The organism is Paenibacillus sp. MZ04-78.2 (assembly GCF_024213375.1).
Classification (GTDB): domain Bacteria; phylum Bacillota; class Bacilli; order Paenibacillales; family NBRC-103111; genus Paenibacillus_G.
Genome location: NZ_JANAVJ010000004.1, coordinates 183,030 through 197,137, shown reverse-complemented (window position 1 = coordinate 197,137; position 14,108 = coordinate 183,030). Strand labels below are relative to the sequence as shown.

Annotated in this window: 15 protein-coding genes; 12 read left to right on the top strand and 3 right to left on the bottom strand. The window is 46.4% G+C overall.

The window, feature by feature from the left end; all coding sequences use genetic code 11:
- The first annotated feature begins 3 nt into the window (after positions 1 to 3).
- The 7 genes from NLX71_RS05390 to NLX71_RS05360 all read left to right on the top strand — a co-directional run bounded on the left by NLX71_RS05390 (position 4) and on the right by NLX71_RS05360 (position 6,370).
- The gene (locus NLX71_RS05390; RefSeq protein WP_254362467.1) at positions 4 to 861 is read left to right on the top strand and encodes a 3-hydroxyacyl-CoA dehydrogenase family protein; all 858 of its coding nucleotides are present in this window, start codon (positions 4 to 6) and stop codon (positions 859 to 861) included.
- Positions 845 to 1,600, top strand: coding sequence for a 3-hydroxyacyl-CoA dehydrogenase family protein (locus tag NLX71_RS05385; RefSeq protein WP_254362466.1), 756 nt, complete (start codon positions 845 to 847; stop codon positions 1,598 to 1,600). The genes NLX71_RS05390 and NLX71_RS05385 overlap by 17 nt, the downstream gene beginning before the upstream one ends.
- A complete protein-coding gene (locus NLX71_RS05380) occupies positions 1,597 to 2,811 on the top strand; it encodes a thiolase family protein (RefSeq protein WP_254362465.1) in 1,215 nt (404 codons plus the stop codon). The genes NLX71_RS05385 and NLX71_RS05380 overlap by 4 nt, the downstream gene beginning before the upstream one ends.
- 6 nt (positions 2,812 to 2,817) lie before the next feature.
- Entirely contained in the window at positions 2,818 to 3,237 is a 420-nt protein-coding gene (locus NLX71_RS05375) for a thioesterase family protein (protein WP_254362464.1), read from the top strand.
- A 54-nt stretch (positions 3,238 to 3,291) separates the two neighbouring features.
- On the top strand, positions 3,292 to 4,488 hold the full coding sequence (locus NLX71_RS05370; RefSeq protein ID WP_254362463.1) for a thiolase family protein: 1,197 nt from the start codon (positions 3,292 to 3,294) through the stop codon (positions 4,486 to 4,488).
- A 110-nt stretch (positions 4,489 to 4,598) separates the two neighbouring features.
- A complete protein-coding gene (locus tag NLX71_RS05365) occupies positions 4,599 to 5,570 on the top strand; it encodes an MBL fold metallo-hydrolase (RefSeq protein WP_254362462.1) in 972 nt (323 codons plus the stop codon).
- 14 nt (positions 5,571 to 5,584) lie between these two features.
- Positions 5,585 to 6,370, top strand: coding sequence for an enoyl-CoA hydratase-related protein (locus NLX71_RS05360; RefSeq protein WP_254362461.1), 786 nt, complete (start codon positions 5,585 to 5,587; stop codon positions 6,368 to 6,370).
- 339 nt (positions 6,371 to 6,709) lie between these two features.
- On the opposite strand, the gene NLX71_RS05355 is transcribed toward NLX71_RS05360, so the two are convergent.
- Both NLX71_RS05355 and NLX71_RS05350 read right to left on the bottom strand, forming a co-directional pair.
- Positions 6,710 to 7,291, bottom strand: coding sequence for an SMI1/KNR4 family protein (locus NLX71_RS05355; protein WP_254362460.1), 582 nt, complete (start codon positions 7,289 to 7,291; stop codon positions 6,710 to 6,712).
- Complete coding sequence (locus NLX71_RS05350; protein WP_254362459.1) at positions 7,288 to 8,388, bottom strand: HNH endonuclease signature motif containing protein; 1,101 nt, start codon at positions 8,386 to 8,388, stop codon at positions 7,288 to 7,290. The genes NLX71_RS05355 and NLX71_RS05350 overlap by 4 nt, the downstream gene beginning before the upstream one ends.
- Before the next feature lie 367 nt (positions 8,389 to 8,755).
- Between NLX71_RS05350 and NLX71_RS05345 the strand changes: the two genes are divergently transcribed.
- The 4 genes from NLX71_RS05345 (at position 8,756) to NLX71_RS05335 (ending at position 11,076) form a co-directional block, all read left to right on the top strand.
- Positions 8,756 to 10,021: a helix-turn-helix domain-containing protein gene (locus NLX71_RS05345; protein ID WP_254362458.1), complete on the top strand. Its 1,266-nt coding sequence runs from the start codon at positions 8,756 to 8,758 to the stop codon at positions 10,019 to 10,021.
- Between the two features lie 36 nt (positions 10,022 to 10,057).
- Positions 10,058 to 10,180: a hypothetical protein gene (locus NLX71_RS26515; RefSeq protein ID WP_302058086.1), complete on the top strand. Its 123-nt coding sequence runs from the start codon at positions 10,058 to 10,060 to the stop codon at positions 10,178 to 10,180.
- 191 nt (positions 10,181 to 10,371) lie between these two features.
- On the top strand, positions 10,372 to 10,593 hold the full coding sequence (locus tag NLX71_RS05340) for a Spo0E family sporulation regulatory protein-aspartic acid phosphatase (protein WP_254362457.1): 222 nt from the start codon (positions 10,372 to 10,374) through the stop codon (positions 10,591 to 10,593).
- A 111-nt stretch (positions 10,594 to 10,704) separates the two neighbouring features.
- Positions 10,705 to 11,076: a LexA family transcriptional regulator gene (locus NLX71_RS05335; protein ID WP_309248919.1), complete on the top strand. Its 372-nt coding sequence runs from the start codon at positions 10,705 to 10,707 to the stop codon at positions 11,074 to 11,076.
- Positions 11,077 to 11,403: 327 nt separating this feature from the next.
- Here NLX71_RS05335 and NLX71_RS05330 read toward each other — a convergent pair whose 3' ends face one another.
- Entirely contained in the window at positions 11,404 to 12,606 is a 1,203-nt protein-coding gene (locus NLX71_RS05330; protein WP_254362455.1) for an ROK family transcriptional regulator, read from the bottom strand.
- Between the two features lie 154 nt (positions 12,607 to 12,760).
- On the opposite strand from NLX71_RS05330, the gene xylA reads away from it, so the two are divergent.
- Positions 12,761 to 14,074 (top strand): xylose isomerase, encoded by a 1,314-nt coding sequence (gene xylA, locus NLX71_RS05325; protein WP_254362454.1) that lies wholly within the window; start codon positions 12,761 to 12,763, stop codon positions 14,072 to 14,074.
- The last annotated feature ends 34 nt before the right edge of the window (positions 14,075 to 14,108 follow it).

The window sequence follows — 14,108 nt, the reverse complement described above, 5'->3', positions numbered from 1 at the left end:
CCTATGACTATATATCGAGTTGGTGTCGTCGGAGCAGGTACGATGGGGGCGGGAATCGCTCTGGTATGCGCAAGGAATGGGCATCAAGTATCGCTATTCGATGTCAATCCGGCCGTTTTGGACCAAGCGCAATCCTATCTCCGTTCTACTCTAATCAAGGATGTAGAGAAGGGGAGAAGCTCAGAGGAGCAAATGAATGAGACTTACCAGCGCATTTCCCCGGTTCAAGACATGAAGCTGCTGGAGAGCAGCGACATCGTCATTGAAGCTGTTCCCGAGAGGCTCGAACTGAAAAAGTCGATTTTTCAAAATTTGACAGCGGTTTGTTCGGATAAGGCGTTGCTGTTAAGCAATACATCGTCCATTTCCATAACGGAAATTGCAGGCGGATTGAAGAGCCCGGATCGAATACTGGGCTTGCATTTCTTTAACCCGGCGCCGGTTATGCCATTGGTGGAAGTCATTCGCGGCAAAAAATCGAGTCCGGACAACGTGGACAAAGCTTACCAATTTGCGAAGGAGCTTGGGAAGGTTCCTGTATTGGTCCATGATTCCCCGGGATTTATCGTAAACCGTGTAGCGCGTCCCTATTATAACGAAGCATTGCGCATTTTGGGGGATCGTCTGGCCTCGGTCGAGAAGATCGACGACATTATGAGAAAAGCAGGCGGATTCAAGATGGGGCCGTTCGAACTGCAGGATATGATCGGGATCGATATTAATTTTGCAACAACGGAGTCCGTGTATACCGACTTTTTCCATGAAGGCCGGTTTAAGCCAAGCCGCATTCAACAGCGGATGGTACAGGCGGGAAATTTGGGGAGAAAGACGGGGGAGGGATTCTATGCTTACGAGAAGTAAAGTGATTGTGCTGTCCGGTGTAAGCCCTCTCTATGCAGAACTAAAGGAATTATTGGAATCCCGAAACTATCAAGTCATTTCCCTTGAACAGGCGGAATCTTATCAAAATCAAATTGAGATCGCCTTGGAAGTTTCGAATCTCGATTTGAATGCGAAACGATTGACGATTCAAAAGATGGATGCGGCACTGGCTTCGCACGTCCCCATTTTGGCGACTTCCATGGCGGTTACGGCAACTGAAATTGCTTCCTGGACGTTATCGCCGGAAAGGGTTTGCGGGTTCGGTACTTTTGCGCCATTGTCGGAGCGGAATTTGATTGAGCTTGCGCCTGCATTGCAGACCGGTACGCTTACGATTGAAAAGGCTAAGACATTTATTGAATCTTTAGGAAAAGAAACCGCGCAAGTGGATGACGAGGTTGGCTTGATATTCCCGAGAATCCTTTCCCTAATCGTGAACGAAGCGGTCTTTGCTCTGATGGAAGGAATCGCTGCGCCGGAAGATATCGATATTGCGATGAGGAAGGGCACGAACTATCCTTATGGTCCGCTGGAATGGGCAGACCGGATCGGTTTGGATGAGGTGTATTCGGTCGTCCAAGGACTGCACCGCGATCTGGCCGAGGAGCGTTATCGTCCGGCACCGCTACTGCGGAAGCTGGTGCTGGCCGGAAGAATCGGAAAACAGAGCGGACATGGATTTTATCAATATGAGAAACAAGAGGGATCATCGTCATGACCATACAACGAAAACAAGTCTATGTAGTCGCCTCCGCGCGAACGCCAATCGGCAAATTGGGCGGAAGTCTCAAGGACGTGCCGATGGATGATTTAGCGGTGACGGTCATCCGGGAAGTCGTTCGCCGTTCGCCGATTGAAGGGGAACAGATCGATAGCGTCATTATGGGGAATGTGATTTCCGCGGGACCCTTTATCAATATTGCGCGCGTGGGGCTGCTGAAGGCGGGATTGCCGGAATCGATTCCGGGCCTTACGGTGAACCGGGTATGCAGTTCCGGCTTGGAAGCGATCAATCTCGCCGCCCAATCGATACAAGCCGGGCATGCGGAAATCATGCTGGCGGGGGGCGTGGAGAATTTAACGAGATCCCCCTATATTATGGAAAAGCTCTCCCAGCCTTATCAGCGAGGCGCACAAACGTTGATGGAATCGTTCGGCGGGCCCCGTTCGGCGCCGGTATCTATTTATGGCGATTTGACCATGGGAGATACAGCGGAAAATGTCGCGGAGCAATTCGATATTAGCCGCGAGGATCAAGACGCATTTGCCGCCGAAAGCCATCGACGTGCGATCCGAGCTATAGATGAAGGCTTGTTGAAAGAAGAGACGGTTCCCGTGATCATCCCGAGCAAAAAAGGGGACCCTGTTGTGTTTGATACGGATGAATATCCACGGCGCGATACATCTTTAGAATCGTTAAGCAAGCTGAAGCCGGCTTTTCGTTCAGGCGGGTCCGTCACGGCTGGAAATTCATCCGGCATTAATGACGGCGCGGCCGCTGCCATGCTGATGAGCGAGGAGAAAGTGCGGCAAACCGGGGCGAAACCGCTCGGAAGAATCGTTCATTTTGTTTGCGGGGGGGTAGATCCCCGGATCATGGGCATCGGTCCTGTGAATGCCATTCGCAAACTGTTGGCCGAAGTGAACCTGTCGATCGACGACATTGACCTGTTTGAACTGAATGAAGCATTTGCTTCTCAAGCTTTGGCGTGCATCCGCGAATTAGGGCTGCCGATCGATCGGACCAATGTTAACGGAGGGGCGATTGCATTCGGCCATCCATTGGGGATGAGCGGGGCGCGCTTGCTCGGTACGATCCTCTATGAGCTTCGCCGTCGGAATAAAAAGTACGGGGTCGTATCGTTGTGCGTCGGCGGTGGGCAAGGGCTGGCCACTTTGGTGGAAGCCTACCATGATCGAACGGAGTAATGGCGAATGAGACAGGGATTAGTACCCGGGATCGAAGTTGAATTTCAGATTTTGGTGGAACCATCGATGAGGCCTGCTTTTGACGGCAAGGTTGTTCATGATGTCATGTCTACCGTGACAATGATTTATTATATGGAAAAAGCAGGCCGTGAGATCATTGTGCCGTATTTGGAAGACGGAGAAGAAGGGGCCGGCTTTGCGATAGATGTGAAGCATGTCGGACTTGCGTTAGTAGGGCAGGAAGTGAAATTTAAGGCCGTATGTACAGAAGTGTCGGAGAAGAGGGTTGTCTGCGAAGTAAAGGCTGAAACCGATCGGCATGTTGTCGGAATAGGCTTGTTTACTCAAGCGATCTTCCAAAAGCAGGATATGGAACGTCGCATTCGGGAATTGAAGGAATCGTTATTACGGAGGAAAAATCTGTAGGTTCCTATATAGCGGCAGAGGATTTTACTCTTACTCATCGAAGGAGATGACAGAATGAAAGAAGCGGTTATTGTAGACGCCGTCCGCACCCCGATTGGCAAATACAACGGAACGCTTAAAGATGTGCGGCCTGACAACCTGGCCGCTCATGTGATAAAGGAGCTGTTGAAGCGCAACCCAATCGATGCCGAATCGATTGAGGACGTATTTTTCGGATGCGCCAATCAAGCGGGGGAAGATAACCGTAACGTCGCACGTATGGCCGTTCTCTTGGCCGGATTGCCGATATCGGTGCCGGGGGTTACGGTGAACCGCTTGTGCGGCTCCGGTCTTGAAGCCGTGAATCAGGCTGCACACGCCATTAAAGCGGAGAGCGGCAGCATTTACATTGCCGGAGGGACGGAAAGTATGACGCGCGCTCCGTACGTCATGCTGAAACCCGAGCATTCCGGTCAGAGGGGAAACCAGACGCTGTACGATACGATGCTGGGCTGGAGAATCGTCAACCCTGTCATGGAAAGGATGTATCCCCCGATTACTTTAGGCGAGACGGCGGAGAACGTTGCGGAAAAATACGGCATCAGCCGCGAGGAGCAAGACGTATTCGCTTTAAGAAGCCAGACGCTCGCCCTACAAGCGATTGCCGAAGGCAAATTTAAAGACGAAATCGTGCCTTATCCGATCGAGCGCAAGAAGGAATCGTTTCTTTTCGATACCGACGAGCATCCGAGGCCGGACACGTCGCTCGGCAAGCTGGCGGAATTGAAGCCGGCTTTTCATAAAAACGGCAGCGTTACGGCCGGAAACTCCTCGGGGATTAACGACGGCGCCAGCGCCCTTCTGATGATGGAAAGGGAGACGGCCGAACGTCTCGGCCTCAAGCCGCTCGCCCGGATCGTCGCTTCGGCAACGGTAGGCGTACACCCGGATTATATGGGGATAGGCCCTGTGCCTGCCGTCCGCAAAGCACTGAACAATGCCGGATTGGCTGTCGGCCAACTGGATTTGGTTGAGTTGAATGAAGCGTTCGCGTCTCAATCGCTCGCCTGCGTGAAGGAATTGGGGCTGAATCCCGAGATCGTCAATGTGAACGGCGGGGCTATCGCGCTTGGCCATCCGCTTGGCTGCAGCGGCGCGCGCATCATGACGACGCTCGTTCACGAGATGAAGCGCAGAGATTGCCGGTACGGGCTGGCTTCGATGTGCATCGGCGTCGGGCAAGGCATCGCGACGATCATTGAAAAGGGTTGATAGGTTCGGCGCATGTTTGTTTTCGCGATGTTGATTATGATCGTTCATAATCAATATCGCTTTTTTCAATCAAGATGAACGTAAAGACAGTCAGGGGAAGTGGTTTTTGTATGACGGGAATCAAAACAACGAGCGGCCAAGTCATTCCGATCGTAGCGCCGACTCCTTACGATGTCGGCGACGTGAACATGTTCTTGATCGCCGATGGCAACACGCTTACCTTGCTTGATGCCGGAGACGATTCCGACATTTGTTGGGAAGCGCTGCTTTTGACGCTGCGCCAGCATGGCCTTGCATTAGGTGATTTATCGCAAATATGGATTACTCACAGCCATCAGGATCATATCGGACTAGTGAACCGGATCGTCTCGCAAGTGCAGGTTCCCGTATATGCCCATAAGGATGCGATCCCCCGGATGAAAAGAGATCCGGATTTTATTCAAATGCGGCTCCGCTTTTTTGATCGGCTGTATCGTGAAATGGGCTGCGGCACTGCAGGGGAGCGAGATATTGAACGGCTGCAAAGAGCGGCGAAAAAAAATGAAGCCTATACGACTCAGACAGATATCATCCCGTTAACGGAAGGGTCCCGAATCGGCGACTATAAAGTACTGGAGGTTCCGGGGCATGCTCCCGATCATATCGTCTTCTGGAATGAGAACGAGAAAACGTTGTTTGCTGGGGATCATTTGATCAAGCATATTTCGAGCAACGCCTTTGTCGAACCGGATTTCGAGGGCGCAAGGCTCCGTACGCTTGTGCAATATGTCGAATCGTTGACGAAATGCTCCAAGATTGATGCGGACACCGTATTCCCGGGGCACGGGGAGCTGATCGACGATCATCAACAGCTCATCGCCATGAGGCTGAAACGAATCGGACAAAAAGCGGATAAAATCAGAGAGATGATTATTAGCGGTGCGTCTACAGCTTACCAGCTGGCACAGCTATATTATCCTCATAAATATAGGACTGTATTTTCGCCTGTCATGTCGGAGATTATCGGCTTGCTCGATTTTTTGGAGGCTCAAGGAAGCATACAAAAAGTGAAAAAGAACGAAGTTTGGCATTATGAAGCCTGATAGGGGGAAGAGCAGTGACATCCAAAGCTGTATTTTGGGAACAGAAGGACCACATTGGTTATATCCGATTGAATCGGCCGGAGGAATTGAACGCGTTCAATTACGAAGCTCTCGTTGCTTTAGGCGAAGCGATCGAGGAGATCGAAGCTCGGCCTAAAGACGTGCGCGTCGTTATCGTCACGGCAGCAGGCAAAGCGTTCTCCGCCGGCGCCGATCTGAAGGAAAGAAAGACGTTGAATGAGCAGCAGGTCAGAAGGAACGTCAAAAAAATCCGCGATGTATTTACCGCGCTGGAACGTCTTCCGCAGCCTACCATTGCCGCTATCAACGGTTACGCGTTCGGGGGAGGTTTCGAGCTCGCGTTGGCCTGCGATTTTCGTTACGCCGTCAAAGAGGCCAGAATGGGGCTGACGGAAGTCAGCTTGGGCATCATACCGGGAGCAGGAGGAACCCAGCGGCTACCGCGGCTGATCGGACCGTCGAAAGCGAAGGAGCTGATCTTGACTGCCCGTAAAATCACGGCAGAAGAAGCTTTGTCCGTTGGTTTTGTAAGCGGTATTGCCGAAGATGCCGTGCATCTGGCGGAGCTTTGTGAGGGGCTGGCCAAGGAGATTTTGCAAAATGCCCCCATTGCCGTCTACCAAGCGAAGCGTGCCATTGATGTAGGGATGGGCGTCGATTTGCAAACGGGGTTGGATTTTGAATCCAAGGCTTATGAGGTTATTATTCCGACTAAGGACCGCGTTGAGGCGTTGAAAGCGTTTAACGAGAAAAGAAAGCCTGTATTTTTGGGAGAATGAGAGGCGTGTGAGGAAGATGGCCAAGGCGATTATCAGCGGTGTGGGAGTGGCGCGGTGTATCGAGAATGAAATCCTGATGACATATTATAAACGTAAAAAAATGTGTATTTTAGAGGCATACACGCCTCTTTTTTATTTGTAGAAGCGGGAGAACATTTACTTAGGTAACACAGTGAGGACAATGAAAACAAAAAACCTCACAGATAAACTCCATGAGGGGGAATGAATTATTTAGTTATCAACATCATTTTCAAGCTGTCCTAAATATTTTTTCGCAAGTTCTGTATTTGCAGATGAAAGTATTTCTAACGAATCTGAAGGCATTTCTTTCTGATAATCTTACTCTTCCATTTCATTAAGCTCATCAAGTGAAACCTCTTCCGGCTGATAGTTTTTTAGCGAATAGTTGTTCCAATACCAGAAAAAAGAACCTTGGGAAACAATAAGTCTTTCAAACCATAATTCAAAATTAAGATCAATTGCTTTAAATTCATCCGCAAGGTTTAGAATTGAGCCTTCGAATAAGTAGTCTTCCCTTCCCTCTTTTACCCGAGACGAATCAATAAAAATAATGGTTTGACTAAACTTCGCAATGGCATACAGGTTAGGAGGCAGTTCATTTTGTTCCGAGTATTCCATAATTTCCTCCAAGCCAAAAATATACCAAGGAGGGTTAACATATTCGGACTGGTCTTGAAATAAGATAGCGCCATCGTGCATTTTCAAGAAATCGATATAACTCGTTGGCAAGAAAAATCCTGTTTCTTTTACCAAGCTATAGATTTGATCTGGCGTAGCAGCTTTGTAAAAGGCGCATGTACAAGGTTTAATATAGCCTAATTCTCTTTGAACCCATAAGATGGGCTGTTTCGCCAAACGTGTCTTTAGGTTTTTCAAAGTGAGATATATAAGCTTGTTCATTGATAGTAATTCCACCAATTTGAGAATTGATAATGCTTATCCGCATACAAAGGAATTAGATTTTCGAAGGAATTATCACCTCCAAAATTCAAGGGCCTGATATGATGTATCTCAATACCCGGTTGCCAGTTAACGTACCCGTATTTCTTATCGTAATAAGTTTTATATTTGTCTCTAACAGAATTTTCAAATGCTTTTCTTAAAGCATCTACAGTACTAGGCGATACTCTGGAATAAGTTGTAGTGTCAGGAGGAAAAGAGTTTAAAAATCCGTTTACATCTATGCCGTACCAAAATGGATACAATACACCGAGTTTATTCAGTAGTATTTCGGTTGTCTGATTTCCATCTGTGGCATAGCCAGCCGTGCTTCCATCGGGATTTCTCCAAATTGCAAAATTCGATGATTGATACCAATAAAAGCTTGTATCATTGACGCTAACATTTTTCCTTTCCGACTTACCTACAAAGGGATATTGCCAAGTGTAATTTAAAACATCTGTTACAGTGTAATTTCCGATTTTATTTATTCCTCGCGATAACGAAAGCTGCCCTCCAACAGTAGCAGGCAAATTCCCTTCTACCCCAGTAAGCGTGACTTCCAAATAAGGGCTGGAATTTCCTGTGATGACGAAATCTGCGGAGTAATATGCAACTGATACACCACTACCAAGTTTTCCTCCGCTGGCTGCAGAAGAAGGGCTAGTAGTTGAAAATTCTGTGTTTAACTGGCCGACATTTTTTAAATTGTATACGCTGTGTTCTTTGGCCGAGTCATTATAAGTGATGACATCATTAGGTTTCAAGAAGGATGCGCTTAATTTGTCAGACAATTGATCCGCATCCATATAGGAAATTTGACTCTTAGCTGGGCCGTTCTTACCTTCGACTACCTCAATTGCTTTATCTTTGTCGTAGACTACTGAAAACTTGTGAGAAATCCTAATTTCCTTTTTCTCAGCATTATCTAACTGTGTAGCGCTGCTTAGATTTGATGTTGAATCAACAGCCGCCGAGATTGGAAGCACGCCAGAGAAAACGAAAGACAAGCTCAGAATAGCAGGAATTAAATATTTCCCAAATTTTTTAATACCCATTTGAAATGTCACTCCTCTTTTGATTTTTTAAAACAAGAAACAAAAATGTTGCAAAAACCTATCTCCCTCCTTCAGAAAAATTTCTGAACAATTCGTCGCGACTGGATCGTTAAAACATAATTTATCATAATGACATAAAATATGGGATAGGGAAAAATATCTATTTTTATTTCTACTATTTCTTCAAAATACACAGGTAATTGAAATTAATACCAATTAACAGTTAATCTTTGTAGAAACTTATCGAATCGTTGCATCTCGGACGAAATTAGATGACATATCATAAATATCAATGAATTGTAAAATTAAACATACTTTGATATAATTGACCAATGTAAAAACTTAATCAAAAAGGAAGGTATGTATTATGGTGGATATTAAGCATCAGCATAAAACCATCTCAGATATCATCTTCCAACTTAGAAAAGAGAGAAACTTGACATACGCGAATCTTGAAGAATTAACGGGGGTAAGTAGAAGCGCACTAAATCGAAAAGAACGTGGAGAAACGAAGCGGCTTGAATTTAAAACGGTAAAGTCTATAGCCACAGCTTTTCCTGCACACTATTTCGAGATTATGGAGTGTTACCTTGAAGAAGAAAACCGCGTCAACACTTTGTTTGAAGTGCTCGAAGAGGTAACAACCTGTAAAGAGTGCTTTTCGCTTGTTCCGAAAGCGGCAATACGCATACTGGAATCGCATAATGTAGAAACGGAGGAATCGCTTCACCGCTTATTCAATTTTACCCAAACAGTAACTGATGATTCACTGAAAGTTACACTCTATACGTTGATTATTAAGTTTTCCAGAGAACGCGGAGTGCCGTATTATGTAGCCAAAGGGCTACTACAAAAGTATTTGATTGAAAGGAACGATTTGAAGCAACTGGAAGAATCGTTTCGGATGGGGCAAGAAGTTTTATACTACACTAAGTTTTTATCACGTGAGGAGAAAATTACGTTTTACTTTAGAATGGCTTTGCATGCAAAAAACATAAACAAATACAATGAATGCATTCAACTTTGTGAATTGGGTCTCCCTTTAGAGACAGAAGATACAGATCTGAAAACGAGAGCATATCTGGCTATGATAAATTCATTTTCTCATCAAAAAAATTATGACGCAGTCGAGAAACATTTGGACATATTTGAAAAAATCAATAATGATTTTGTTGTCGTACCTGCCAAGGCTACTCGGGCCTTAACAAAAGCGAGAAAAAAAGAATATGATGTAGCAATACCCATGCTTCAGAAATATTTAGGGGAACTAGGGAAGGAATATAGCTTACATATTGCTGACGAACTTCTGGAGATCTATTTTCAATTAGGGGATCTTGAATCAATTGCTGAAATATTGGAGAAGGGGGAAGAATTATTACCTGAGCATCCACAAACACCACATAAATACATTACTGTTGGAAGGTTCCATAGATTTAAAGGCTTCTATAAGCTTAGTAAAGGTTTGCTTGACGAAGGAATAGAAAACTATGTTAAAGGTTTAAAGGCGTTCGGGAGTGTCAGCGCTATGAAAGAGAAAGACGACTGCATGCAGGAATTGTTAACATATCACATAAAACTGTCGAAATCCTTGGAACTAAAGCATATAATGAAGTTGAAGGAGGCATATGAATAATAAGGTAAATAAACCATTTGATCGGAGGCGAAGTCAGTGAAGAAATTCATCTTGCTGATGGCTTTATCTTTGGCTGTGATTGGAACTATGTTTGTTGTTTCGCCAGATGCAAATCCGGGCCAAAAAATTTTATACAATGATATTGATACCGGGCATTAATTATTTTGTCATTCGAAAATGAAATATGAATGCTTATCAATGAACAGGTGATTAAAAACCTGTTCTTTTTTTTGTTTATTTTCCAAAACATTCGTTGCACAAAATGGAATAATAAGGTTTTTTGCGAGATGCATGTTACAGTTAATTTATAAAAAGACAAAACTACAATAGTTGAAAAAGGAGAGAGCCATATGACCATGTTAGCAAATGGAAAGGAGGATTACACCCAATACGATATCAGCCATTTCAGCGATGAAGAATTACTCAGTGCCATGAAAAACATACAGAACCAAATGGAAGAGGCCGTACAACAAGGTGAGAGTTTAACGAGTGAATATATGGTCCAATTAAGCCAACAATTAGATACCTATGTTTTAATTGCTCAAATTAGGAGAATGCGATGTGTAAACTAGAAATCGTTATGGTTTGAGGTGTGATTGATGCAAGATAACAGAAGAACGGGAATTGTCAGGTTTGTAGACGACTTCGGAAGAATTGTAATCCCCACGGAGATTAGGCGTGTTTTGAATCTTGAACCCAATGTCAGGACAGAGTATTTCTGTGATGATGAGAGAAAGGCGATTATGGTTTATAAATATCCAGAAAAAGAGTGTTTGTTTTGTTCAAGCAAGCAACAAATCATTTACTTCAAAAAGTTTTATGTTTGTTCGCCATGTATTCAAAGCCTTCCGGAGCTTCAGGTCTTCATCAAAGGAATAGAACGTGAACGAGCTAATGAGACAAATAAGGAAAAAATCACTTCAAGAAGGAAAGAAACATTGGACCGTTTGCATCAAGCAATTAAGGAAAATCCTAGCGCATCACAAAAGGAACTAGCCAAAATCTTAGGATTTTCAGAAGCATGGGTTAGTAAGTTGCTCAGGAATCAACTATAGTGATAAATACGATAGTGGAAATTTTTAACATGTAAATACTTTTGAAATTGTATGGGGGACGAATTTTCATCCTCCTTTTTTGAATTCGAAAATTACTCATTTACAGTTATTTGAAGACACCGAGTTTACCGAGAAATCTCGGAAAAGTTAATTATCACAGAAAATTATTTGTGTCCTCTGCGGTCACACCTATGGGGATACTCATCCCATCATAAATAAGAAAGTCTAAAAAAACGGACAAGCACGAAATAATGAAATGATGCTCACGCAAAAGAGGGCCATTCCTACGTCGACAATCGGCGGGGGAGTGGCCTTTTTCTCTAACTCTTAATCCGACAAAGCTTTCATGGCGGAAAAGAAGCGGTTGATCGCAATCGATGCGGCGCCGGCAGCCGAGGAATTCATGCCGAGCTTTGCGTAGACGACGTTCATTTTTTGACGATGGAACGAGAGGCTTTGCGAATTCAGCGTTTCACGGATGGAATCTGCCATCCATTCGGATGCCAGGGACATGCGGTTCCCGATCACGATGAGCTCGGGATTAAACACATTCACCAGATTCGTGATCCCGACCCCCAGCCAGTGTCCCGTGCTTGCAAAAAGATCGATGACCGGACGGTTTCCCCGCTTGGCCAGGTGCAGCAAAGTGCTCAAGTTGATTTTGTCGATCGCCTCGGCGACCTGGATTTTCTCGTCAACGAGCTGAAGGGATTTAGCTTGTTGAATGAGCGCCTTCTCCGAGGCAAACGTTTCCCAGCACCCTCGGCTGCCGCACCCGCAAAGGGGCCCGTCCTGCGCCAGAGTCATGTGCCCCACTTCGCCGGAGAAGCCGGAAACTCCCCGATACAAAGCATCATTCAAAATAATTCCTGCGCCGATCCCAATCCCGACGCTGAGGTAAATCATATTCGAGACGGAACGTCCGGCGCCGAATTCCTTCTCGCCCAAAGCGCCGACGTTCGCTTCGTTATCAATGGCGATCGGGAGGTTGAATTCCCGCTGCAGCATCTCTTGGAGGGGGGCGTCCGTCCATCCCAGATTGGGGGCGGACAACACATTTCCTTGATCGTCGACAAGACCCGGTACGCCGACGCCGATTCCAATGATGCCGTATGGAGACGGAGGCGTTTTTTTGATGAGCGAATGAATGCATTTCTTGAGCTTCTCCATCACCGACTCCACGCTCAAATCGGTCATTTCGATTTTTTTCTCCTTGACGACGGTTCCGCCTAAATCGGTGACCATCGCCAAAATATAATTCACGCCGAGATCGACGCCGATCGCGTAACCGGCCCGCTGGTTAAACAGCAGCATCATCGGTTTTCTTCCGCCGCTGGATTCGCCGAGCCCGATTTCGGTCACAAAGTGGCTTTCAATCAATTCGGTGACAAGGGAAGATACCGTCGTTTTATTTAAACCGGTTTTCACGGAAATGTCCGCTCTGGAAATCGGATAATGATGACGGATCGTATCCAGAACAAGGTATTTGTTTATTTTTTTCATCAATTGCAAATCGCCGGTGATTTTCATGCCATCCTCCAAAGCCTGCTATTGTCGGTTCTTTTTCTTTATCATAACACGGATTGCAAAAAATAAAAGGTGTACTTACTTTGTCTACTGGACAAACAAAGTATCCGGTGCTAACATGAGATAAAGCCATTTTTCAACACAGGGAGGAACCGACATGAGTTATTTCAATACGGTGGGCAAGATTCAGTACGAGGGGAAAGCTTCCAAAAATCCGTTGGCGTTCAAGCATTACAACCAATCGGAAATCGTGCTTGGCAAAACGCAAGAGGAGCACCTTCGCTTTGCCGTGGCTTACTGGCATACCTTGACAGGCGGTGGCAGCGATCCGTTCGGCGCCGATACGGCCATCCGTCCTTGGACGAACTACACCGGGTTGGACTTGGCGAAGGTACGCGTCGAGGCGGCTTTTGAATTTTTTGAGAAAATCGGCGCTCCTTATTTTTGCTTCCATGACCGGGATATTGCGCCCGAAGGCGATTCGCTGAAAGAAACGAATCACAATCTGGATGTGATCGTGGCCTCCATTCAAGAGCACATGAAAGCGAGCGGCGTGAAGCTGCTGTGGAACACGGCCAATATGTTTACGAACCCGCGATTCGTTCATGGCGCGGCAACAACCTCCAATGCGGACGTGTACGCGTATGCGGCGGCACAGGTGAAGAAAGGGCTGGAAACGGCGGTAGAGCTGGGCGCGGAAAATTACGTGTTCTGGGGCGGACGCGAAGGATACGAATCGCTGCTCAATACGGATATGGGGCTTGAGTTGGACAATTTGGCGAGATTTTATCATATGGCGGTCGCTTATGCGAAAGAAATCGGCTTTACGGGGCAATTTTTAATCGAGCCGAAGCCGAAGGAGCCGACGAAGCATCAGTATGATTTTGATGCCGCGACCACCATTGCTTTCCTGCAAAAATACGGGCTCCAGGATCATTTCAAGCTGAATCTTGAAGCGAACCACGCGACGCTCGCCGGACACACCTTCGAGCATGAGCTGCGTGTAGCCCGCTCGCATGGCATGCTCGGTTCTATCGACGCGAATCAGGGCGATCTGCTGGTTGGCTGGGATACGGATGAATTTCCGACCGATCTGTATGCGGTTACTCTCGCGATGTATGAAATTTTGAGCAACGGGGGCCTCGGATCGGGCGGCGTGAACTTCGACGCGAAGGTCAGAAGATCGTCGTTCGAGCCGGAAGATTTGTTCCATGCGCATATCGCGGGAATGGATACGTTTGCCAAAGGGTTGAAGGTTGCGGCAAAATTGATTGAGGACCGCTATTTCGAGAAAATTACGGATGAACGCTACAGCAGCTTCAAGAGCGGCATCGGCCTCGACATCGTATCGGGCAAAGCGGATTTCCGCCAGTTGGAGCAATATGCGCTCGGCAACCAAACGATTGGTACCAAATCCGGCAGGCTTGAGCGGATCAAAGCCGAGCTGAACGAGTATATCTTTTCCGTATAAGCGGGCGAACGATCACTCCTTGGGGAGGATAGGG

Bases quoted from the DNA above. Each gene is read 5' to 3' on its own strand.
- NLX71_RS05385 (WP_254362466.1), top strand. From the start codon at position 845: ATGCTTACGAGAAGTAAAGTGATTGTGCTGTCCGGTGTAAGCCCTCTC.
- NLX71_RS05390 (WP_254362467.1), top strand. From the start codon at position 4: ATGACTATATATCGAGTTGGTGTCGTCGGAGCAGGTACGATGGGGGCG.
- NLX71_RS05375 (WP_254362464.1), top strand. From the start codon at position 2,818: ATGAGACAGGGATTAGTACCCGGGATCGAAGTTGAATTTCAGATTTTG.
- NLX71_RS05340 (WP_254362457.1), top strand. From the start codon at position 10,372: ATGACCATGTTAGCAAATGGAAAGGAGGATTACACCCAATACGATATC.
- NLX71_RS05355 (WP_254362460.1), bottom strand. From the start codon at position 7,291: ATGAACAAGCTTATATATCTCACTTTGAAAAACCTAAAGACACGTTTG.
- NLX71_RS05330 (WP_254362455.1), bottom strand. From the start codon at position 12,606: ATGAAAATCACCGGCGATTTGCAATTGATGAAAAAAATAAACAAATAC.
- NLX71_RS05370 (WP_254362463.1), top strand. From the start codon at position 3,292: ATGAAAGAAGCGGTTATTGTAGACGCCGTCCGCACCCCGATTGGCAAA.
- NLX71_RS05350 (WP_254362459.1), bottom strand. From the start codon at position 8,388: ATGGGTATTAAAAAATTTGGGAAATATTTAATTCCTGCTATTCTGAGC.
- xylA (WP_254362454.1), top strand. From the start codon at position 12,761: ATGAGTTATTTCAATACGGTGGGCAAGATTCAGTACGAGGGGAAAGCT.
- NLX71_RS05345 (WP_254362458.1), top strand. From the start codon at position 8,756: ATGGTGGATATTAAGCATCAGCATAAAACCATCTCAGATATCATCTTC.
- NLX71_RS05365 (WP_254362462.1), top strand. From the start codon at position 4,599: ATGACGGGAATCAAAACAACGAGCGGCCAAGTCATTCCGATCGTAGCG.
- NLX71_RS05380 (WP_254362465.1), top strand. From the start codon at position 1,597: ATGACCATACAACGAAAACAAGTCTATGTAGTCGCCTCCGCGCGAACG.